Source organism: Haloarcula sp. HT12 (assembly GCF_055271655.1).
This window is the reverse complement of the sequence record NZ_JBUXKW010000003.1, coordinates 138,395-159,470: the sequence shown is the minus strand read 5'-3', so window position 1 is coordinate 159,470 and position 21,076 is coordinate 138,395. Positions and strand designations below refer to the sequence as shown.

At 55.8% G+C, this 21,076-nt stretch carries 15 protein-coding genes and 4 pseudogenes; 13 read left to right on the top strand and 6 right to left on the bottom strand.

Annotated elements, in window-relative coordinates; genetic code table 11:
• The first annotated feature begins 155 nt into the window (after nt 1–155).
• From ACY9XZ_RS10500 to ACY9XZ_RS10485, 4 genes and pseudogenes are all read left to right on the top strand, one after another.
• On the top strand, nt 156–1,331 hold the full coding sequence (locus ACY9XZ_RS10500) for a glycosyltransferase (RefSeq protein ID WP_463456989.1): 1,176 nt from the start codon (nt 156–158) through the stop codon (nt 1,329–1,331).
• Between the two features lie 69 nt (nt 1,332–1,400).
• Nucleotides 1,401–2,663 carry a polysaccharide pyruvyl transferase family protein gene (locus ACY9XZ_RS10495; protein ID WP_463456988.1) on the top strand — a complete coding sequence of 421 codons (1,263 nt, stop codon included), beginning with the start codon at nt 1,401–1,403 and terminating at the stop codon, nt 2,661–2,663.
• Nucleotides 2,650–4,104 (top strand): oligosaccharide flippase family protein, encoded by a 1,455-nt coding sequence (locus ACY9XZ_RS10490; RefSeq protein WP_463456987.1) that lies wholly within the window; start codon nt 2,650–2,652, stop codon nt 4,102–4,104. Before ACY9XZ_RS10495 ends, ACY9XZ_RS10490 begins: the two co-directional genes overlap by 14 nt.
• 365 nt (nt 4,105–4,469) lie before the next feature.
• A pseudogene (locus ACY9XZ_RS10485) lies at nt 4,470–5,104 on the top strand (IS6 family transposase).
• A gap of 295 nt (nt 5,105–5,399) precedes the next feature.
• Here the strand turns inward: ACY9XZ_RS10485 and ACY9XZ_RS10480 are convergent.
• Nucleotides 5,400–5,546, bottom strand: a complete 147-nt coding sequence (locus ACY9XZ_RS10480) for a hypothetical protein (RefSeq protein WP_463456986.1) — start codon at nt 5,544–5,546, stop codon at nt 5,400–5,402.
• Between the two features lie 470 nt (nt 5,547–6,016).
• Nucleotides 6,017–6,832, bottom strand: coding sequence for an IS5 family transposase (locus tag ACY9XZ_RS10475; RefSeq protein ID WP_463456985.1), 816 nt, complete (start codon nt 6,830–6,832; stop codon nt 6,017–6,019).
• Nucleotides 6,833–7,134: 302 nt separating this feature from the next.
• On the opposite strand from ACY9XZ_RS10475, the pseudogene ACY9XZ_RS10470 reads away from it, so the two are divergent.
• From ACY9XZ_RS10470 to ACY9XZ_RS10455, 4 genes and pseudogenes are all read left to right on the top strand, one after another.
• Nucleotides 7,135–7,788: pseudogene (locus ACY9XZ_RS10470) on the top strand (acetamidase/formamidase family protein); the annotation flags it as partial.
• Nucleotides 7,789–7,932: 144 nt separating this feature from the next.
• Complete coding sequence (locus ACY9XZ_RS10465; protein ID WP_463456984.1) at nt 7,933–9,204, top strand: RNA-guided endonuclease InsQ/TnpB family protein; 1,272 nt, start codon at nt 7,933–7,935, stop codon at nt 9,202–9,204.
• A gap of 48 nt (nt 9,205–9,252) precedes the next feature.
• Nucleotides 9,253–9,894, top strand: a pseudogene (locus tag ACY9XZ_RS10460) (acetamidase/formamidase family protein); the annotation flags it as partial.
• A gap of 97 nt (nt 9,895–9,991) precedes the next feature.
• Complete coding sequence (locus ACY9XZ_RS10455) at nt 9,992–10,258, top strand: type II toxin-antitoxin system HicB family antitoxin (protein WP_463456983.1); 267 nt, start codon at nt 9,992–9,994, stop codon at nt 10,256–10,258.
• Between the two features lie 7 nt (nt 10,259–10,265).
• Here ACY9XZ_RS10455 and ACY9XZ_RS10450 read toward each other — a convergent pair.
• Nucleotides 10,266–10,355, bottom strand: a pseudogene (locus ACY9XZ_RS10450) (UPF0179 family protein); the annotation flags it as partial.
• 21 nt (nt 10,356–10,376) lie between these two features.
• Nucleotides 10,377–10,865 carry an ArsR family transcriptional regulator gene (locus tag ACY9XZ_RS10445; protein WP_463456982.1) on the bottom strand — a complete coding sequence of 163 codons (489 nt, stop codon included), beginning with the start codon at nt 10,863–10,865 and terminating at the stop codon, nt 10,377–10,379.
• Between the two features lie 115 nt (nt 10,866–10,980).
• Between ACY9XZ_RS10445 and ACY9XZ_RS10440 the strand changes: the two genes are divergently transcribed.
• The gene (locus tag ACY9XZ_RS10440; RefSeq protein ID WP_463456981.1) at nt 10,981–11,781 is read left to right on the top strand and encodes a hypothetical protein; all 801 of its coding nucleotides are present in this window, start codon (nt 10,981–10,983) and stop codon (nt 11,779–11,781) included.
• Between the two features lie 81 nt (nt 11,782–11,862).
• Here the strand turns inward: ACY9XZ_RS10440 and ACY9XZ_RS10435 are convergent, their stop codons facing one another.
• On the bottom strand, nt 11,863–12,312 hold the full coding sequence (locus ACY9XZ_RS10435; protein WP_463456980.1) for a UPF0179 family protein: 450 nt from the start codon (nt 12,310–12,312) through the stop codon (nt 11,863–11,865).
• Nucleotides 12,313–12,344: 32 nt separating this feature from the next.
• A complete protein-coding gene (locus tag ACY9XZ_RS10430) occupies nt 12,345–12,722 on the bottom strand; it encodes a DUF5820 family protein (RefSeq protein ID WP_463456979.1) in 378 nt (125 codons plus the stop codon).
• A 616-nt stretch (nt 12,723–13,338) separates the two neighbouring features.
• Between ACY9XZ_RS10430 and ACY9XZ_RS10425 the strand changes: the two genes are divergently transcribed.
• Genes ACY9XZ_RS10425 through ACY9XZ_RS10410 form a run of 4 tightly spaced genes read left to right on the top strand, consistent with a single transcriptional unit; the run spans nt 13,339 to nt 21,036 of the window.
• The gene (locus tag ACY9XZ_RS10425; protein ID WP_463456978.1) at nt 13,339–15,411 is read left to right on the top strand and encodes a PrkA family serine protein kinase; all 2,073 of its coding nucleotides are present in this window, start codon (nt 13,339–13,341) and stop codon (nt 15,409–15,411) included.
• On the top strand, nt 15,411–17,693 hold the full coding sequence (locus tag ACY9XZ_RS10420) for a PrkA family serine protein kinase (protein ID WP_463456977.1): 2,283 nt from the start codon (nt 15,411–15,413) through the stop codon (nt 17,691–17,693). The genes ACY9XZ_RS10425 and ACY9XZ_RS10420 overlap by 1 nt, the downstream gene beginning before the upstream one ends.
• Complete coding sequence (locus ACY9XZ_RS10415) at nt 17,684–19,000, top strand: YeaH/YhbH family protein (protein WP_463456976.1); 1,317 nt, start codon at nt 17,684–17,686, stop codon at nt 18,998–19,000. The genes ACY9XZ_RS10420 and ACY9XZ_RS10415 overlap by 10 nt, the downstream gene beginning before the upstream one ends.
• A complete protein-coding gene (locus ACY9XZ_RS10410; protein WP_463456975.1) occupies nt 18,997–21,036 on the top strand; it encodes a SpoVR family protein in 2,040 nt (679 codons plus the stop codon). The genes ACY9XZ_RS10415 and ACY9XZ_RS10410 overlap by 4 nt, the downstream gene beginning before the upstream one ends.
• The last annotated feature ends 40 nt before the right edge of the window (nt 21,037–21,076 follow it).

Here is a 21,076-nt window from a genome sequence, read left to right as displayed (position 1 = left end):
CCACCGACCGTATATGATACAATAAGCCGGAATACAAATTCTTTATTAAACAGGACTCTAGTCACAATCCACGTGATAATCCAATCACATTCAACATTTATCATGGACGCTCTCCGATTCCCACAGTTCAAACTTAGATTACTAATAACAAATTCATGAAGATTGTACAAACACCGATCCGTTACTATCCGTTCATAGGTGGGGTAGAGACACATGTGCAAGAAATATCTGAAGTGCTAGCAGATCGAGGTCATGATGTTACTGTCATCTGTTCAGCACAAGACGAAGATCCTGGTATAAAGGATCACAACGGAGTTACTGTTCGCAAGCTCAACACATCATTCCAACCAGCAAATACAAATATCAGCCCCAGATTATTGCCTGAACTGTTCAAGATAGCCAGCTCTGCAGATGTTTTTCATACTCATTTGCCTACACCATACTCCGCAGAATTATCCGTTTTCGTCGGTCAAATAACAGACACACCAGTGGTATTAACTTATCATAACGATATCACCGGCGATGGCGCATATCAATACATCTCGAAACTCTACAACAGACTCATTTTAAAAAGGACCCTGACAAACTGTGACCGAATTCTCATCACACAGGAGGATTACGCTTCTAAAAGTCCGTATATATCGGGTTTTTCGAATAAAGTGCGAGTAGTTCGTAATGGGGTAAATGTAAATCGGTTCTCCCCAAACAGCGGCATTAAGAACAACACGGACATACAGAGTTACTTTGATCCGTTCAAAACTAATCTATTCTTCTTATCGGTACTTGACAAACACCATGAGTATAAAGGCTTGAGCTACTTAATCGACGCCATGGAAAGGGTCCAAAATTTAGAAAAAGATCAGTTCAAACTGATCGTCGGTGGTGATGGGCCACTCAGAAGTGAATACGAACAATATGCGGCAAACAAGGGCTTATTCGAAGATACTATTGAATTCACGGGACGAATCCCCAAATCATCGCTCTCAAATGCATATAACCTGGCAGATCTATTTATATTACCCTCAACTTCATCTACTCAGGAAGGGTTTGGGTTAGTTACATTAGAATCTTTGGCTTGTAAGACCCCGGTAATTACGACACCAGTAGTTGGTATCGCAGATCACATCACCGAGAATAATTTTGGTGAAGTGGCAAAAAAAGAAGACGCTGAGGCACTATCTGATGCGATTGTTAGAGGACGCCTTAATAACGATCACTATGATATGGAGTCAGCCAGACAGTTTTGTGTGGATAATTTTTCATGGGAAAAATCTGTTGACAAACTAATACAGGTATATCTGTCGGTCCAATCGGAATCACATTCCACATAAGTTGAAATACCCCGTGTCCTATCCAAACAAAAGATTAAAATGTCACCTATAGGAACTGCTGAATAATCCATGAAATCAAAAAAAGCGATCCGGATTGCAGTTTCTATGGGAATTTCTCTTTCTCGAGAGATATCTGGGCTACATACTGAAAGGGATAGACAAAGAGGTAATACAATAGGAATTGTCGGTGGCCAAATGTTCAATAAAGGGGCACAAGCAATGACTTTTACCGCGGTGTCAGAATTGTCAAAAAGATTTCCCAACCACGATATTGTCTTATTTTCTACGGTTGATTACAACCGACCAACTACTGAGCGAGAAAAATATGCATTCGATATCCTACCATGGGAACCCCAAATGAAGCACAAGGTATTAGGAAATGATTGGTACGATAAGAAAAATATCCCAGTGGAAATAGTCAGAAAAGTCAGAGATGTAGACTTTTTCATAGATATTAGTGGATACGCATTGTCCTCACAATGGGGATTTCAGGGCTCAATGAACTACATATTAAATATTTTCGTAGCCCGGGACTTGGGCGTACCCTACTATGTATTACCTCAGTCTATTGGTCCGTTTGACTACAGTGGGCTGAAGAAGCATGTATTAAGGCCGTTTCTTAATTCCGCCCTTAATTATCCCTCTAAAATATTTGCTCGTGAACAATACGGTGTAGATGAAATTTACAACTATGCTAACAGGAGTGTGTCTTACTCGCCAGACATTGTCCTATGTGGTGAAACATACGATCTTGAGGCAATATATGATGATATGCCAGATGTTGAGCATATAGAACTTACTAGTCAATCTGTAGCAATCGTACCTAACCATCGAGTGATCGAAAGAGTAGATTGCACTAAGATAATTCAACGGTATAAAAAAATTGCCACCCAACTGTGTGATTCGGGATATAACGTCCATGTACTCTCTCATTCAGATGAGGACCAGCAAATTTCTGAGACGATTTTCAATGAGATACCTACAAACGATGGGCGCTTATTAAATAGCAAAGTCCCAGCTTATGTACTTGAGCATGCCATTGCACAGATGGACTTCTTAATTGCTTCCCGTTATCATTCAATAATCCATGCGTATAAAAATGGTGTACCGTGTCTTGTTTTTGGTTGGGCTAAGAAGTATGAAGAACTATTAGAGACATTTAATCAATCAAATCTGTACATTGATGCCCGATACAAAATTGACAAAGGTGTATCAGATGAAGTTGATGAACTGATCGAGAATCACAACAGACTATCTGAGACTATCTTGAATCAGTTGTCGGAACTCTGTGGTACGTCGCCTTTCGATTATATTGATAATGAAATCCAGTAGTCTATTCAGAAAGTTCCTCTCTATATTTGCGGGGAAAGTCGGTGTGTTTACCCTAGGAATATTAATTACACCCGTATTAGTTAGACTTTTGACTAAGTCCGATTATGGCAAATTTGCTTTCTTTTTATCACTATTTGGTGTAACAGTAACGTTTACAAAGTCTGGGATTTTTAACGGTGTAAGAAAATACGTTTCGGAAGATCGTGATATTCAGGGATGGGGTGAATATGTACTATTTATTTACTTTTGTTCGTCTATTATATCTTGTTTTCTGATATTCACGGTATATGCTGTAGCTATCTTTTTCTTGTCAAATTATACTAGCGTAGAAATTATAGAAATTGAAGAATATGTTATATTCCTTTGTTGGGTGGTTGGTGATTTATTTGTAGGTTATATGAGAGGTTCATTGATGGGGAAAAACAAGGAACATCTCTCAGAATCAATGTTACTGATTGAGAGGGTCATATTCTTTGGAATTTGTTTGATTATGCTTCCTAAGGGCTTCGGCGTCACAATGGTACTGTTGGCAAAGGTGGTTGGCTCAATGGCAGCTGTTTTTATCTACTCCCCATTTCTATTACGGGAATATAGGATTTCAGAGATTTGGAAATTAGATGGATTTAGGAATTTCAAACAATTAATTAAGTATCAATATATGAGCGTATTGTTAGCTGTATTGACCGTCTCATTATATCAGTTTGATATACTAGCTGTACAGTATTTTATAGGGACCACAACCACAGCTAGTTACAAGGCTGCGTTAATCACTGCCGAGTTTATTTGGTTTGTTCCTATTGTTTTCCAATACATGCTTGTACATTCATCATCAAATCTCTGGTCTAATGGAGAGATAAATAAAATCAACACTATTTCACAGCAGATATGCCGCTATACCCTTTGGCTATCGGTTTTACTTGGGATTGGATTGTTTACGTTATCGGACTCATTTATTCTCATATACTTCGGAAAAAATTATGTCAGTTCTGTGGGTCCGTTAAAATATTTATTGCCAGGAGTGATTGGTTTCGCGGTTTCAAGGCCAATTTTTGCGATCGGTCAAGGGAAAGGCCAAATGAAGCCTCTAATACTGGCATCACTGCTCTCAGCCCTGCTAAATATTATTCTGAATCTAATTCTAATCCCACAATATGGAATGACCGGGGCTGCAATATCAACTAGTATTGGGTATGGATCAATGCTAGTACTACATAATATTTCTGCCAAAAAAATCGGATTCAGGCCGCTGGCGGATTTGAGAATGATTAAAATTTTGATCGCGGCTATTCCTACATTGTTATTTATAAGAGTTCTTGATATCGTTATAGTTTCCAGCGGATATTCATTAATATTTATCCCGTTGATTGGACTTCTGATATACTCAGCTATATCGTGGAAGATTGGTGTAGTCAAAATAGCTGAATTGAAGTCATTCTTATAATACTGAAAGTAGAGATTCATATACTACCAGAGATAACCAATGGTAATGCGAGATTGGATAACGTTCCGATCAAATATCTCCGCCAGATCTTGAGGAGGTCAATAATGCTGACGCAACAAATGTATAATGGTGCAATCACCTATAACGATATCGACGATCTGACGGAAACAGACGCTGCCGCTCTCCCTGGACTTTTTTATAATTGACCTCGAAATATCTCTCTCATCAGTAACAACTCGCCATTGAGCCGTTTAAGGAGGTTGTCTATTGCAGATCACTAGATTACAGATTAACTAACCTTTCTGGGTCAAAGGGTCATGTCTAGTTAAGCGTGAGGGGTGAGACGGACGGATTTCTTGGTGCCTATGCCAGAAATCAGCCGCCTAAGCGGGATTAGAGACTGGATTGATTTGGATTTTGTGGAGCGTGAGCGGGCACCCGAGCAGGCGATGGCGTTGGGTATTCAATCGCACGTTGCAGGGATGTCGCTGTCGAATACCGTCGAATTACTCGATCATTAGGGTGTCCAACGCAGTCGAAAAGCCATCACGATTGGGTGTAGAAAGCCGATCAACAGCCCGAGTCGAAGAAAGCTCCGAATCAGATCGTGCTCGACGAAACCGTGATTCGGATCAACGACCAGCAATTCTGGCTGTACGCCGCTGCCGAACCGCAGTCGAACGAACTGCTTCACGTCCGGTTATTTTCAACGACCACGACCGCTCTCGCGGAAATTTTCCTGCGTGAACTGGGGCAAGAACACGATGTCGAAACCTCCGAATTTCTTGTCGATGGTACTCACCACCTCCAAACTGCACTTTCCCGAGTTGGCCTTCGATTTCAGATGCGTCGCCACGGAAATCGGAACGCCATCGAACGGATTTTCCGAGAACTGAAGCGCTGAACCTTGTCGTTTTCGAACTGCTTCAGTCATGTCAAACCGGAAACAGCCGAAAATTGGTTACAGACCTTCGCTCGCTGGCACAATGCTCCAAACTAAACACGACCCACTGTCGGTGATTTGTCGTTCGTTCGCAGGATGCACGCGTGTGAGATGTGACCTTCACTCAGTACGGTGAGACACGGACGGGGGTCCGTGTAAATTCACTGGCATTGCGCGTCACGATCAGTTCGTCACGTGCGACAGCGGTTCCCGCGCTCATCGCATCAACAGCACCGATTTGCTTACCGTTCTAGCTGATCTCCCGTTGGATATCAACAGCACGTCGTGCTGCCTAAGCATCAAATGGCACCAGTCGAACGTCGTCGAGAATATTTTCGAATTGCTGGCCTGTCTACGTCGTCGGGTCGATACCGATCTCAACCTCGGTGTAGACAAGCGTTTGGAAGACAAGCAGTTCGTCACTTATTTCATCCGGCCTCGCAACAGTCTCAGCATCCTCAGCGAGCAGGTCGATTAAAAAACAAGCATCAAGAATCACTGGTCAACCTGCTCTTTGGAACCCCATACGATTGTCAATATCAGCACGAATGGACCACTCCCCCTCCCGAATTCGTTCGACTTTCGCCTCTTCCGCTAACCCGACAAGACCGTATAGTGGATGTTCCTCTTCGTTGAGGAAGCAGTCTATGTCGTCGCTGAAACTCTCGTTATCGACTTCTCACGGCGTAACCGTTCGTATGTCTCTTCTTGAGGCTAATTGTTTTGCTCGCCATATTTGTATCTTTGCATATGTAGTGCCTTGTTGAATCACAAGATAGCGGCGGGATAGGATTACTCAGCCACAGTTTCACAGCGTCAACGGCATAATTTCGGGACCAGACGATGCAGTAGCTGTCCCTACTGGTACTTAGTGAATAATCAGAACTATGTCATTTTGTTCCCACAGTCAAGTGACGACGGCGATGCCTCTCCTGGATACGTCCAGAAAAGGGGAGCAGGCGGCGAGCCCTAACTCGCCGCCTGCGTTAGATTATGCACGATGCACTTGCGTGTGAGCTCCCGGAACTGGCCATGCCAGCTCCGGGAGCGGAGCTTCTCGCCGTCGTCTTTCTTCAGCTGTGAGAAGCCTGTTTCACTCATCCAGCGCTGGTTGTAGTCCTCGTTCATTCGGGCGTTGTGGGCCTTCTGCAACGGTGTTTGCTCTCTGTGTTTAATCAGCGGTCGCGTTGAGTTGGAGCGACACTCATCACGGAGGTCGCTCCACGAGTAGTTCGCATCAGCAGACAACACACGCAGGTCTTCCGCGTTCCGGCGGAAGACCTGCATCCCGATGTGGCCGTCCCACGCCTTCTGTGTCGTGTAGTGAACGTCCTTGATCGCCAGCGAGTTCACGTCGATCAAAATCGTTGTCTTCATCGACTGGAACGAGTAGTTTGCGCGGTCGCGGTAGTGGTAGCTGGTTTGATCGCGCTGGAAGCCGCTTGCGTCAATCGCAGCTTCACCACTCCAGCCCGTCTGCTCCGCCGAAGCGCGGAGCAGGCGGCGGAGTTCACGCATCCGATACTCTCGTTCCCACCGGCAGAGCGAGCTGTAGTGCGGTGCCTCATCGAGGTCGAATACAGCAAGAACACCGGGCATCTCGTTGAGGTAGTCTTCAGTTTCGCGGAGACTCTTTTCCAGTTCGACACGGTACAAAATTAACGCGATCTGCACCCACTCGGCGTACCCGTCCGCGCCGTCCGGCGCGGCGGGTACGTCCGGATCATCAACGTGCTGTTTGGCAAGAGTTCGACACATCCGTGCGAGCCGTCTGAGCGATACCATATCGCCAGACGGCGTCCATTTCCCGGTTAGTCTGACGGAATCTTCCCGTGAGAAGGTCTGAAGCTGTCGTCAATCAACGGCAAAACAAGGCAATATGTAGTCTATGTACATATTTTCCGAGTAAGAGCTATTGTGTGTTCGTGGTACGACGGAAACCCTGATAGCCCGGTCAAGCACTTATGTGGAATCAGGGGTCCGTGTCCACGGCATACCGGTTCAAACACTAAGATCCCATCAACGAACAACCCACCAACTAGCTCGCCACTACGGTTATAATGAGCTAAACCCTACCATGAGATGGTATGTCACAACAAAGCGTCCAGGAGGAACTCCACGTCGACCAGTACACACTCGGGCTAGTGGGTCCCGATCAGGAGTGGGCTGGCACAGTCGCTGACGGTGGCCGAGTCACGACGTACACGCCACCGGGCTGTTGGGGCCCGATGATCACGCCCTCGTTCCGTGGCGGGCACGAAGTCACACGGCCGATCCGGGTCGAAGGGGCAAGCGTTGGCGACGCCGTGGCGATCCACATCCGCGACATTGAGGCGACGAGCACGGGGTCGATGGCCGAGCGCGACGGGGCTTTCGAGGATGATCCGTTCGTCGACCATCGGTGTCCGGAGTGTGGGACGACATGGCCCGATTCCGTCGTCGAGGGCACTGGTGAGGATGCCATCCGGTGTGCTGAGTGCGGCGCGAACGCCTCCTCGTTTGGCTTCGAGTACGGGTACACCGTCGCCTTCGACCACGAGAACGCCGTCGGGCTAACACTCGACAAGGACGGCGCACACGAGTTAGCGACAGACGGCGACGAAGTGATGGACATCCCCGAGAACGCTCGTCAGCATCCCATCCTGCTGTACGAACCTGACGGGATGCCCGGGACGCTCGGCCGACTGCGGCCGTTCATCGGCAACATCGGTACGACGCCGCCCGTTACGATGCCGGATTCACAGGCGGTACGAGGCGGATGCCCCGACCCTTGAGGTCGGGGAGGAAGCCGACACTCGATGAAACTTGCCTCGCTCGATGGCAAGGCCGACTCCCCCTCCGCACATAAACTTTCATATGGCAACAGATGTAAATGTGAACCACGGATGGACGATGCGCCACGACGCACCGTGCCCATCAAACTCGACGTGTCCGAAGAGCGTCGTGGCGACCTCCATCAAACCAAGAAGCAATTCCTTCACTGCGCCAACCGCACGAGCGAGTGGGCGTGGCGCTACGACGACCTCTGCATCACCAGCAAGAGCAAGGCCGAAGACGCTCTCTACAGCGAGTTGCGTGAGGTGACCGATCTCACCGCCAACCTCGTCCAGAAAGGCATTCGCCGCGCCATCGAAGCCGTCACGAGCGGCGTCGAGAAACTGAAACAAGGCGAAAAGACGAGTCAACCAGAGTTCGACTCTTGGAGCGTCGTCTACGACAAACGCTCCGCGTCGTTCAACGACGACCACGCCACACTCTCCACGCCGAACGGTAGGGTCACTGCCGAATACGTTCTCCCGCCCGGGGACGAACGCGAAGACACGCCGTTCGGCAGGTACTACGAGAGCGACGACTGGGATGCGTCGAGCGCCACGCTCCAGTACGACGAGCAGGACGACACGTTTTCCCTGCACGTCTCGCTGAAGAACCCGGATTATGTGGTTGACGGAACGGAACGCCACGAAGCCGGTCACGATGATGATGGTGCCGAGAACGGAGTGGTTCTCGGTGTTGATCTGAACGTGACTGGCGCGTTCGCCGTCACCTCCACGGGAGAGTTCATCGGGAGTGCGGACTATCTCACCCACAAGCGTGACCAGTACGAACAACGCCGCGCCCGTCTGCAACAGACGGGTACACGGTCGGCTCACCTCACGATTCAGTCCATCGGAAGCTGCTTCTCGGATTGGTCGCTGGACTGGCTCCACAACAGAGCGAACGACCTTCTCGCGGAAGCCCAAGAAGCGGATGTAGACGGCATCATCTTCGAGAACCTTGACCACATCCGCGAGAACATCGCCAACGGCTCGAAGTTCCAGCAGTGGGCCTACGCGAAGTTCGTGGAACTCGTTGAGTACAAGGTCGAGTCAACGGCGTTGTTCGTTGACACGGTGAACCCGGCGTACACGAGCCAGCGGTGTTCTCACTGTGGGTTTACCCACGAGGACAACCGCGACGACAAAGAGTTCGAGTGCCAATCGTGTGGGTATGAGGTGAACGCCGATTACAACGCGGGGAAGAACATTGCCAACCGATACTGCGGGTATATCCATCGCGGGCAGAAGTCTCGCGGTGGATGGGCCACCAGTCAACTGGCCCTCAAGTCAGGGATATTGACCGTGAACGGCGACTACACGCCTGCCGAATTACTCGGTTAGAACGGGAGTCCACTGACAAGCCTTGGGACTTGACCCCGAGGCGGTTGACACAACGCGGGGGACTTCGGACAGAGCCTCATCGGTGCCGACCACGACTACGGCGTCGAAACCGAGGCCGACCTGGAACAGCGGACTGACGGGCATATGGACATTCCGGAGGTCCGCGAAGGCGCGACACTTATCTGTCCCGTCGCCATCGACGGCGGTGGCGTCTACGTCGGCGACCTTCACGCGAACCAAGGTGACGGGGAACTCTCGTTGCACACGACCGACGTGAGCGGGACCGTCACGATGGATGTCGAGGTCATCGAGGGACTCGCACTGGATGGTCCCATCCTGCTACCCAACGAGGAGGACTTGCCTTTCATCAGCCAGCCCTACAGCGACGAAGAGCTCGAGGCCGGTCGCGATCTCGGTTCGGAACACGGTGTCGACGTGCAGGAAAACATGGCACCTATTCAGGTGGTCGGCTCAGGTGCGACAGTCAACGACGCCACGCAGAAAGCCTTCGACCGGGCGACGACGCTGCTGGACATGAGCGAGGGCGAGGTCCGGGCGCGCTGTACCTTTACTGGCGGCGTCCAGATCGGTCGACTCCCCGGCGTCGTCCAGCTCGATATGCTCGCCCCGCTCGATATATTGGAGGATCGCGGCCTCGGCGACACCATCCAAAAGCAGTACGGGCTGTAGCAGTCCCCTCCAGTCTGTTCCGGTACAGGCAGTCAGCTGCGGGTGCCTCGTGGGATACAGCCGAACACTTATTCCGAGCGAGTCGCCTAAGAAGAGTATGGCAAGCGCGACTCGTCGAGAGGATGACGGTCCCGACGGAATCGAATTCATCCGCGAAGATGACGGGACCATCACGGCCCGGGATCTCGAAACCGGACTTGCCCGTGGGGGAGATACCCGCGCAGAGGCGCTGACACAACTCGCGGAAGTACTCGCGCTTGAAGCTGGCGACGGCGAGCCTATCGACAATCCCGATGAGTTTTTACAGAATTTTGGCGTGAATCCCACTACCGACGACAAGGGACTGCCCGACTTTTTGCATTGACATCCTCCCCGCCCTGAAAATTGAGACACTGGTCGCGATAGGGAAAGCCCTCACAGCCGCTAGCTTCCCCGAGATAGACGAACACTCCACCTCCCAGGTTAGGTCAGCAAGCGTACGACTACTCATTCGAGGGAACATCGACTGCATCGAGATCGGGTTCGTCGAACTCAAGCGCGTCCGCAACAGCGTCAGGAAGTTCCGGGCGCGGGGCCGATTCATGACGTTCGATCTTCTCAGTCTTGCGCGTGCTTTCGTAAAGGGCGCGGGCGACTGGGAGCCCTCGGAGGTACTTGTAGTCGTGGAGGACCTCGATGCCCCGCTCCGTGAACCCGTAGAACTGCGACGGGAGATCGCGTTTCCCCTCGCTCGGGTCGTACGTGTAGCGCGCGAGGAGCCCAGCGTCGATCAGCGTCTCCAACTGGTCTTTGATCGCAGCTTGGCTCTTCCCAGTCATATACTCGAGTTCGGCGAGTGACATGAGATGTGTGGGGTGGCCCAGCAGCTCCTGGATGATGAGGTGGCGCGTATCTTGGGACAGTAACTCGAACAGCCGCTGCTGTTCCGCAAACGGCCCTGCATCGGCCCCACCAGTGCCGGTTTCGCTCATACGTGACGTTATGAGGCGGGACGCTATAACAGTTTGGTATATCCAAGTTGGTTAATCAAGAAAAAGCCAGAGTGATTCAGAAGCCATAAGGTGTTATGGTTTGAACCGATAGCTCATGAGCGATCCAAGCCCTCCGCCAGACGCCGCAGACATTATGACAGTTGTTCACGAGGCTGTCGGAGGTATCGAACTTGAACCAGCGGAGAAACGGGATATCTGGCGCTTTATCCAACGTGAATTGCCGTATCTCTGGAGTCAACGGACGTCGTACTTCATCCTCGGGAGCTATCGCGATCCCTACATCCGCCGGCTTCGTGCCGTACAGGCTGAACTCAACAGGAAACTGGGTGCATACCCGTTCATCATGGGAGATCTTCTCGAGTTGCCGACGAAACGGCTCAACACATTCGATATCATGTTCTCATTGTTGGCGACGTACAGCGACTACATCGTCGGTGTCTTCGAGAAGGAAAGCGGTGGGGAAGCGCCGGAATTGGGCGAAATTGATGACCCGCCGTATTTCGACAAATCGTACGTGTTCCCGCGTGATTACGCGTGGGTGACTGACGAGAACCTCGAGTCGAAACATCACGTCATCAAAGCTGCCCTCGAAATCGTGTTCACAGATGAGTTGTCGGAGGAACAGATCCGTTCGAAGATCGAATCGCTCATTGACCGTGCGCAAGGAGCTGGCATCGATATCGAGGAACACGAGGTCTGGGATGTTATCGACAATCGGACAGATGAGGAAGCGGAACCAGCGACCTACAGTTGGGTCCATCTCAACAAGTTCCACAAATTCGAATTACACAACCAATGCTTCCCATGGACAACGGAGGAAGAACTCCGAGCTGAGGTCAACGAGCTCCCGTCGCCAACACCGCGACCGGAATGGGAAGCGACCGACAATCTCTGAGTGTCGGACACAATCAGTAGCAGGTACCATTCGAATATCTTCTTTAGTTACCAACACCCCATCTGCTCAAGAGTGGGTCAGCTATTCTCCGGGCGCTTCCAACTCCACCAACGTCAAATCCCGATCTAGCATGCAGTAATCATGCGGCGGGTCGCCAATAATCTCGTCAATCCGATACTCTTCATCAAACTCGGCACCGGCAGGCTCACAGTAGGGGTGGCTGGGACATTCAGTGTGTGGACAGGGACCCATCAGCGATGCTTTGCTTCCAGCATACGCACCCTTCGAGGGCACGTTCGCCCTGATCGGCGCGGGTTCGACCTCAACGGCCCGCACGCCATCTTGATGCACAGCACAGTCTAGCGTTTGCCCGCTCTGTCTGACATTGGTAATCCGATACCGGCGACCGGTATTCAGATTGAGACATTGGTCGCGATAGGGGCAGCCCTCACAGCCGCTGGCTTCGCCGTGGTAGACGAACTCCTCGCCGACCTCGGCGAGGCGCGTCCCGACGAGTGTGACAGTAGTCATGCTAGCCTATAAACAGTGAACACGGTAAAGCCTCAGGTCCGACCAGTGAGGTCGTCCAGTTTGTCCAGATACGCTTCGCGGGGCACTTGATACAGCGAGCGATAGTCCAAGTTGCCGTCGGCGAACCGAGTCGCCAGTTCGACAGCACCCTCGACGGCAGCATCGCGGCGCTCATAGGCATCGGCGTCACGCTCGACATCGGGTTCGAGATAGAATGTGACGTACCAGCGCTCCCCGGTCCGGTCAGCGCCGGGGCGTCGGGTCCGTTTCCCGCGCGTGAGATAGATGGTCGGGAGACACGGCGCTGGGAACTGCTCGGAGTCAAAGACGTCCGGGCGGTACGCGAGGATGAGTTTGTCGTCGGTCTCGTTCCACACCGTCCAGTCTTCGGGGAGGCCCGACAGGTCCATACCACTGGATTCGTCCGGATCGGCAAGAATCCGCTGGTCCGTCCTGAACTCGTCCAGACCTGAACGGAGACGCACTCGTTCGTACGACGGCAAATCGGATCCGGCGATACGCCATAGTATGTGTCCCGTTCTCAACCGACAATCAACTCAGCAACAGATTCACATCAATCCAGCGCTAAACGTTGTCCGACACACCGAAGAGAACAGTTGACAAGCGACAGAGTATATAAACCCACCTCAAAAGCAATGACCTATGGTAACACACCTGTGGCCCGCTATCCCCGTGTTAGGCCTATCACGGGGTCGGAATTTGTCGGCGGTATGCCCACAAGGGGACAAAGTTTTTATAGGTCCAAGACTCGTACAATAAATAGTATCGGAAACAGTTCCACACTGTCTCCCGTTACCACACCGGGTCGGAACAGTCCCCGTGTTCCGCCCGGCAGGTTAGCCATGGAAGGGCACACCCGTCACCCCGCAGCGAGAGGGCCATTCGGCGGCCGCAGGCGAGCACGCGTGCAGCGGCCAGTGCCGACGACGGATTGCACTCGAACGGCGGCAGCGAGGCCGTCCGTGTTGGGTCGCGTGCACCCGCGAGACGAACTACTGAGATAGCATGAGCAAGAACAAAGAGACACTCGAAGCGCTGAGCAAGGAGTACCGTGACACGATACCGGCGGACCTCCGGAAGACGAACACGTTCGACTGGTATCTACAACAGCTGTACGACGAACCGACGATCGCCCGCAACGCCCACCAGCGCGTCGCAGACATGTTCGACTACTACGGCACGACCTACGACGAGGAGGCCGGCGTAGTCGAGTACGAACTGGCGAGCGAGGACCCGCTCAACGACGGCGAGAACACCTTCTACGGACGGGTCATCCACGAGGCGATCCACGAGTTCGTCAACAAGGTCAAATCCGGCGCTCGCGGCCTCGGCCCCGAGAAGCGCATCAAACTCCTGCTCGGCCCTGTCGGGTCGGGGAAATCCGACTTCGACCGGCAGGTCCGGCGCTACTTCGAGGACTACACGAGCCGGGACGACGGCCGGATGTACACGTTCCGGTGGACGAACCTCTGTGACGTCATCCACGACCAGGACCCCGCCGACGACGTGGTCCGGTCGCCGATGAACCAGGACCCGCTCGTGTTGCTCCCCCAGAAGCAACGCGACAAGGTCATCGAGGACATCAACGAGGCCCTCGATGCGCCCTACACCATCCGCAACGAGCAGTCCCTGGACCCCGCTTCGGAGTTCTACATGGACCGCCTGCTGGCCGAGTACGACGACGACCTCCAGTCCGTGCTGGAGAACCATATCGAGATCATCCGCTTCGTCGCCGACGAGAACCAGCGCCGCGGGATCGAGACCTTCGAGCCCAAGGACAAGAAAAACCAGGACGAGACGGAGCTCACGGGCGACGTCAACTACTCGAAAATAGCAATCTACGGCGAGAGCGACCCACGGGCGTTCGATTACTCCGGGGCGTTCTGTAACGCCAACCGGGGCATCTTCTCCGGCGAGGAGCTGCTGAAGCTCCAGCGGGAGTTCCTCTATGACTTCCTGCACGCCAGCCAGGAGCAGACGATCAAGCCCAAGAACAACCCCCGCATCGACATCGATCAGGTCATCGTCGGCCGGACGAACATGCCCGAGTACCGGGACAAGAAAGGCGACGAGAAGATGGAGGCGTTCAACGACCGGACCAAGCGCATCGACTTCCCGTACGTCCTCCAGTACGAGGCCGAGGCCCAGATCTACCAGAAGATGCTTCGCAACGCCGACCTGCCGGACATCCAGGTCGAGCCCCACACCCTGGAGATGGCGGGCCTGTTCGGCGTCCTCACCCGCATCGAGGAGCCGGACAACGAGTCCATCGACCTCGTCCAGAAGGCCAAGGCCTACAACGGCGAGATCGACGAGGCCGAAGACGTCGACGTGAAGAAACTCCGCGAGGAGGCCGAGAAGATGGCCGACATCGGCGAGGGGATGGACGGCGTCTCCCCGCGGTTCATCGGCGACGAGATCGCCGAGGCCATCATGGACTCGATGCACCGCAGCCGCGATTTCCTCTCGCCGCTGACGACGTTCAACCACCTCGAAGGCAACCTCGAGAACCACGGCTCCATTGACGAGGAGTCGTTCAGCAAGTACTACCGCTTCCTCGAACTCGTCCGCGAGGAGTACAAGGAGCGGGCCATCGAGGACGTGCGCCACGCCTTGGCCTACGACATGGACGAGATCCAGCGCCAGGGCGAGAAGTACATGGACCACGTCATGGCGTACATCGACGACGCGACCGTCGAGGACGAACTCACCGGCCGCGAGCAGGAGCCCGACGAGCAGTTCCTGCGCTCCGTCGAGGAGAAACTCAATCTCCCCGAGGACCGCAAGGACGACTTCCGACAGGAGGTGTCGAACTGGGTGTCCCGCCGCGCCCGCGAGGGTGACACGTTCAACCCACAGGACAACGACCGCCTGCGCCGCGCGCTGGAACGCAAGCTCTGGGAGGACAAGAAACACAACATCAACTTCTCCGCGCTGGTCTCCAGCTCGGAGATGGACGACGAGGAGCGCAACCAGTGGATCGATGCCCTCATCGAACAGGGCTACTCCGAAGAGGGAGCCAAGGAAGTGCTCGAGTTCGCCGGCGCGGAGGTCGCCAAAAGCGAGATGGAAGAGTAATGACCGGCAAGGAGTACATCGACCGCGCGGACGAGTCCCTCGACGCCGCCTACGAGGCCCCGATGAGCCTCGCGGAGTACGTCGACGCCGTCCTCGAAACGCCTCAGCTCGCGGCGCATGCCTCGAAGTACCTGCTCGATGCGATCGAGGATGCCGGGACGCGGATGGTCATTGAGGAAGGCGAGGAGAAGGAGCGCTACCGCTTCTTCGATGACCCGTACAACGACGGCGAACACGCCATCCTCGGTAACACCGAGGTCCTGAACGCCTTCGTCGACGACCTCCGCTCTATCGCGGCGGGTCGCGGGAAAGACGAGAAGATCATCTGGCTGGAGGGGCCGACAGCCACGGGCAAGTCCGAGCTGAAGCGCTGTCTCATCAACGGCCTGCGGGAGTACTCGAAGACTCCCGACGGGCGGCGCTACACCGTCGAGTGGAACGTCGCCGGGGCCGGCGGCAGCGCCACCAGCATGACCTACGGGAACGCGGCCATCGAAGACGAGGACGACTGGTACGAGAGTCCCGTCCAGGCCCACCCGCTGACGGTGTTCCCCGACGACGTTCGCGCGGACCTGCTCGCCGAGATCAACGAACGGCTAGACGACCACATCCCGATCCGGGTCGACGGCCAACTGGACCCGTTCTCGCGGGAAGCCTACGACTTCCTCGAAGAGCAGTACCGTCGGCAGGGCGAGACGGACCTGTTCTCGGCGGTCACGCAGCCCGCCCACCTCCGGGTGAAGAACTTCGTCGTGGACGTGGGCCACGGCATCGGCATCCTCCACTCCGAGGACGAGGGGACGCCCAAAGAGCGGCTGGTCGGCTCGTGGATGCACGGCATGCTCCGCGAACTCGACTCACGGGGCCGCAAGAATCCACAGGCGTTTAGCTACGACGGCGTCCTCTCGCAGGGCAACGGCCTGCTGACCGTCGTCGAGGACGCCGCCCAGCACGCCGACCTGCTCCAGAAGCTGCTGAACGTCCCCGACGAGTCCCACGTCAAGCTCGACAAGGGCATCGGGATGGACGTGGACACCCAGCTCATCATCATCTCGAACCCGGACTTGGAGGCCCAGCTCAACAAACACGCCGACCGCGAGGGCCAGGACCCGCTGAAGGCGCTCAAGCGGCGACTGGACAAACACGAGTTCACGTACTTGACGAATCTCTCGCTGGAAGCCCAGCTCCTGCGGCGGGAGCTGACCAACGAGACGGCGGTCTGGGACCCTGAGACATGGGACCAGCTGGAGACGTGGATCCAGGAGCCACTGACCATCTCGGTCCGGGACGAGGTCGAGACGGCGACCGACAAGGAGCTGGCCCCACACACCATCGAATCCGCGGCGCTGTACGCCGTTGTCTCGCGGCTCGACAGCGCCGAGATCCCGACCGGGCTGGACCTCGTCGACAAGGCCCTGCTGTTCGACCGGGGCTACCTGATGGAGGGCGACGAACGCGTCGACATCGACGACTACGACCTGGAGACCACCGCCGAGGACGGCGACCACGGCATCCCGGTCACCTACGTGCGCGACATCGTCGCCGACCTGTTGCACGAACCACAGGACCGCCATCACCCCGATCTCCCGGTCGAACACGTGCTGATGCCCCGGGACGTGCTCAACGCCGTCGCCGAGGGGCTGGAAGACGCCCCCGTGTTTTCGACCGGCGAGGCTACCGAGTACGAGGAACGCGTCGTGACTGTCAAAAACTACATCTTCGGCCAGCAGGAACAGGACGTGCTCGACGCGATGATGCGGGACAAGCGCGTCGACGAGGCGACTGTCGAGGAGTACATCGAGCACGTCTACGCCTGGGAGTCGGACGACCAGATCGAGAACGAGCGGGGCGAGCTCGTCGACCCGGACCCGCTGAAGATGAAGGTGTTCGAGATCGAGCACCTGGGGCGGTTCGACGAGAAGAACTACGACGGCAACGACCCCGACCACGCCGTCGAGCAGTTCCGCACCGACAAGATCATCACCGCCTTGAACCGCCACGCGTGGCAGCGCCGCGACGAGGAGTTCCGCGTCGGTGACGTCAACCCCAAGGAGATTCCGGTCATCAACACCGTCCTCGGGAGCTACGACTGGGACGACATCCAGCGCACCTACGAGGACTTCGAGCCCGGACAGTGGGACGAACCACCGTCCGGGACCGAGACGGCCCGCCTCAAGGAGAAGACGCTTGCCAACATGGTCGAGATGTTCGACTACACGCCGGCGTCCGCCGAGCTGACGAGCCGACACGTCATGAGCCAGGTGAGTTACAGATGGGACTGAAAGACGACCTCGAACGGTACCGCGACGTGGGCGAGGAGCGCCGCCAGGACCTCGCCGAGTTCATCCAGTACGGCGACCTCGGTCAGTCACGGGGGGACTCGGTCCGCATCCCGATCAAGATCGTCGACCTGCCGGAGTTCGAGTACGACCAGCGCGACCAGGGCGGCGTCGGGCAAGGGGAAGGCGCAGAAGAGGGCGATCCAGTCGGCCAGCCACAGCCCCAGCCCGGCGATGGCGACGACGGCGAGGACGGCAAGCCCGGCGAGGAGGGCGGCGAACACGAGTACTACGAGATGGACCCCGAGGAGTTCGCCGAGGAGCTGGACGAACAACTCGGGCTCGACCTCGAACCGAAGGGCAAGAAAGTCATCGAGGAGAAGGAAGGCGACTTCACGGACATCACGCGGACCGGCCCGTCTTCGACGCTGGACTTCGAGCGCCTGTTCAAGAAGGGGTTGAAGCGAAAGCTCGCGATGGACTTCGACGAGGACTACGTCCGCGAGGCGCTCAAAGTCGACGGCTGGGGACCGGCCACCGTCTACGAGTGGACCCGCGAGCAGAACATGCCGGTCTCGAAGGCGTGGATCGACGACGCCTACGAGGAACTCCCAAGCGGCGAGAAGGCCGTCTGGGACTCCATCGAGGAGATGGAAGACAACGTCGAGAAGGTCGAGACCTCACAGCGCATCCGGCGGGAGGGCGTCGATCAGATCCCGTTCCGGCGCGAGGACGAACGCTACCGCTACCCCGAGATCGTCGAGGAGCGCGAGAAGAACGTCGTCGTCGTCAACATCCGGGACGTCTCCGGGTCGATGCGCCAGAAGAAACGCGAACTCGTCGAGCGGACCTTCACGCCGCTTGACTGGTATCTCACCGGCAAGTACGACAACGCCGAGTTCGTCTACATCGCTCACGACGCCGACGCCTGGGAGGTCGAACGCGACGAGTTCTTCGGCATCCGCTCGGGCGGGGGCACCCGCATCTCCAGTGCGTACGAACTCGCGGCGGAAATCCTCGAAGAGGAGTACCCCTGGAGCGAGTGGAACCGCTACGTGTTCGCGGCGGGCGACAGCGAGAACTCCTCGAACGACACCGAGGAGAAAGTCATCCCGCTGATGGAACAGATCCCGGCGAACCTCCACGCCTACGTGGAGACCCAGCCCAGCGGCAACGCCATCAACGCCACCCACGCCGAGGAAGTCGAGCGCAACTTCCGCGACGCCGACAACGTCGCGGTCGCGTACGTCTCCTCGCCGGAGGACGTGGTGGACGCCATCTACGACATACTCAGTACGGAGGACCAATGAACAACGATAGATTCGCGAAACAGCGCGTGGCAGACGAACTCGACGAGCCCGTCGAGGAGGCGGGTAACCTCGCCCGGAAGCTCGGGCTGAAGCCGTACCCGGTGAACTACTGGATCGTCGACTACGACGAGATGAACGAACTCATCGCCTACGGCGGGTTCCAGCAGCGCTACCCGCACTGGCGCTGGGGGATGCAGTACGACCGCCAGCAAAAGCAGGGCCAGTTCCTCGGCGGCAAGGCCTTCGAGATCGTCAACAACGACGACCCGGCCCACGCCTTCTTGCAGGAATCGAACACCCTGGCCGACCAGAAGGCCGTCATCACCCACGTCGAGGCCCACGCGGACTTCTTCGCCAACAACGAGTGGTTCCGCATGTTCACCGACGGTTCCTCCCGGACGACGACCGACGCGTCCGGGAGCGAACGCCGACGCGGCCCCGACGCCGCCGGCATGTTAGCCCGCCACGGCGACACCATCCAGGAGTTCATGCAGGACCCCGACATCGAGCGCGCCGAGGTCGAGCGGTTCATCGACCACGTCCTCTGTCTGGAGGACAACATCGACCAGCACGTCCCGTACAGCCCGGTCGAGACAGTCCCCGAGGAGTTCGAGGACATCGAAGGGGCCGACGTGACCGACCAGCTAGAGGACCTAGATCTCTCCGAGGAGGTCAAGCGGCAGGTGTTCGACGACGAGTGGCTCGACGCCCAGCGCGACGACGACGAGAACGTTACGTTCCCTGCCGAGCCGGAAAAGGACGTGCTCGGCTTCCTCCGGAAACACGGGATGCAGTACGACGAGGACGCCGAACGCGCGACGGAGATGGACGACTGGCAGCTGGAACTGCTGGAACTGCTCCGTCGGGAGGCCTATTATTTTGCACCCCAGAAAATGACAAAAATAATGAACGAAGGATGGGCCTCCTACTGGGAATCTCTGATGATGACCGGCGAGCAGTTCGCCGGCGACGACGAGTTCATCCTCTACTCCGACCACATGTCGAAGGTACTCGGATCGGGCGGGCTGAATCCCTACAGCCTGGGCCTGGAGATCTGGGAGTACGTCGAGAACACGGAGAACCGACGGGAAGTCATCGAGCGCCTGCTCCGCGTCGAGGGGATCACCTGGCGCAACTTCGACGAGAGCGTCGATTACGAGATGGTACAGGACCACCTGGAACCGCCGGCGTGGCTCACCGACGTCCCGGGCCACCTCGACGACCTCGACCCCGAGGACCCCCGCGTCGATAGCGAGGGGCTGGCGGCGGCCCGCGACGGCGAGTTCGACGTGGAACAGTACCCCTGGAAGGTCCTGACCTACGAGGGGCTGGCCCAACGGCACTACTCGCTGGTCAAGCCCCAGTACCGCGGCTTCGTCTCCCGGATCGGTCAGGAGGAGCTGGAGCGGACCGCCCGCTACATGTTCGACGACTCGCGCTACGACAGCGTCTCGGACGCACTCGACGACGTGGACTACACCCGCGGCTGGGAACGCATGCGCGAAATCCGGGAGAGCCACAACGACGTGACGTTCCTCGATGAGTTCCTCACCCAGGAGTTCGTCGACGACAACGACTACTTCACCTACGAGTACACCCACGCCTCCGGCGACTACCGGGTGACCTCGACGGACCACGAGGACGTCAAGAAGAAGCTGATGCTGCAGTTCACCAACTTCGGCAAACCGACCGTCGTCGTCGAGGACGGCAACTACCAGAACCGCAACGAACTGCTGCTCGCCCACCAGTACAACGGCGTGATGCTCGACATCGGGCAGGCCAAGGAGGTCCTCAAGCGGACCTTCGAACTCTGGGGCCGGCCCGTGAACCTCCTGACCATCGTCAAGGAGTTCGACGATCACGACGTGGAGGTCGCAAAGCGCCGCGACCGCGAGCCCGAACCCGAAGAGGTGGGCAAGCGCATTCGCTACGACGGGGAGAGCGTGACCGTCACCGACGTGGACTGGTCCGAAGTCGAACACCTCACGGCGACCGACATCGACTACAACACCAAGCCGGACGAATGGCTTGCCTGAAGGGCGGAGTGTGAACGAGGCCCGGTTTTCCGACTGGCGA

What these genes read in the sequence shown, in the direction of transcription:
- ACY9XZ_RS10500 (WP_463456989.1), top strand. Translation starts at nt 156, where the DNA reads ATGAAGATTGTACAAACACCGATCCGTTACTATCCGTTCATAGGTGGG.
- ACY9XZ_RS10495 (WP_463456988.1), top strand. Translation starts at nt 1,401, where the DNA reads ATGAAATCAAAAAAAGCGATCCGGATTGCAGTTTCTATGGGAATTTCT.
- ACY9XZ_RS10490 (WP_463456987.1), top strand. Translation starts at nt 2,650, where the DNA reads ATGAAATCCAGTAGTCTATTCAGAAAGTTCCTCTCTATATTTGCGGGG.
- ACY9XZ_RS10475 (WP_463456985.1), bottom strand. Translation starts at nt 6,832, where the DNA reads ATGGTATCGCTCAGACGGCTCGCACGGATGTGTCGAACTCTTGCCAAA.
- ACY9XZ_RS10465 (WP_463456984.1), top strand. Translation starts at nt 7,933, where the DNA reads ATGGACGATGCGCCACGACGCACCGTGCCCATCAAACTCGACGTGTCC.
- ACY9XZ_RS10455 (WP_463456983.1), top strand. Translation starts at nt 9,992, where the DNA reads ATGGCAAGCGCGACTCGTCGAGAGGATGACGGTCCCGACGGAATCGAA.
- ACY9XZ_RS10445 (WP_463456982.1), bottom strand. Translation starts at nt 10,865, where the DNA reads ATGAGCGAAACCGGCACTGGTGGGGCCGATGCAGGGCCGTTTGCGGAA.
- ACY9XZ_RS10440 (WP_463456981.1), top strand. Translation starts at nt 10,981, where the DNA reads ATGAGCGATCCAAGCCCTCCGCCAGACGCCGCAGACATTATGACAGTT.
- ACY9XZ_RS10435 (WP_463456980.1), bottom strand. Translation starts at nt 12,312, where the DNA reads ATGACTACTGTCACACTCGTCGGGACGCGCCTCGCCGAGGTCGGCGAG.
- ACY9XZ_RS10430 (WP_463456979.1), bottom strand. Translation starts at nt 12,722, where the DNA reads ATGGACCTGTCGGGCCTCCCCGAAGACTGGACGGTGTGGAACGAGACC.
- ACY9XZ_RS10425 (WP_463456978.1), top strand. Translation starts at nt 13,339, where the DNA reads ATGAGCAAGAACAAAGAGACACTCGAAGCGCTGAGCAAGGAGTACCGT.
- ACY9XZ_RS10420 (WP_463456977.1), top strand. Translation starts at nt 15,411, where the DNA reads ATGACCGGCAAGGAGTACATCGACCGCGCGGACGAGTCCCTCGACGCC.
- ACY9XZ_RS10415 (WP_463456976.1), top strand. Translation starts at nt 17,684, where the DNA reads ATGGGACTGAAAGACGACCTCGAACGGTACCGCGACGTGGGCGAGGAG.
- ACY9XZ_RS10410 (WP_463456975.1), top strand. Translation starts at nt 18,997, where the DNA reads ATGAACAACGATAGATTCGCGAAACAGCGCGTGGCAGACGAACTCGAC.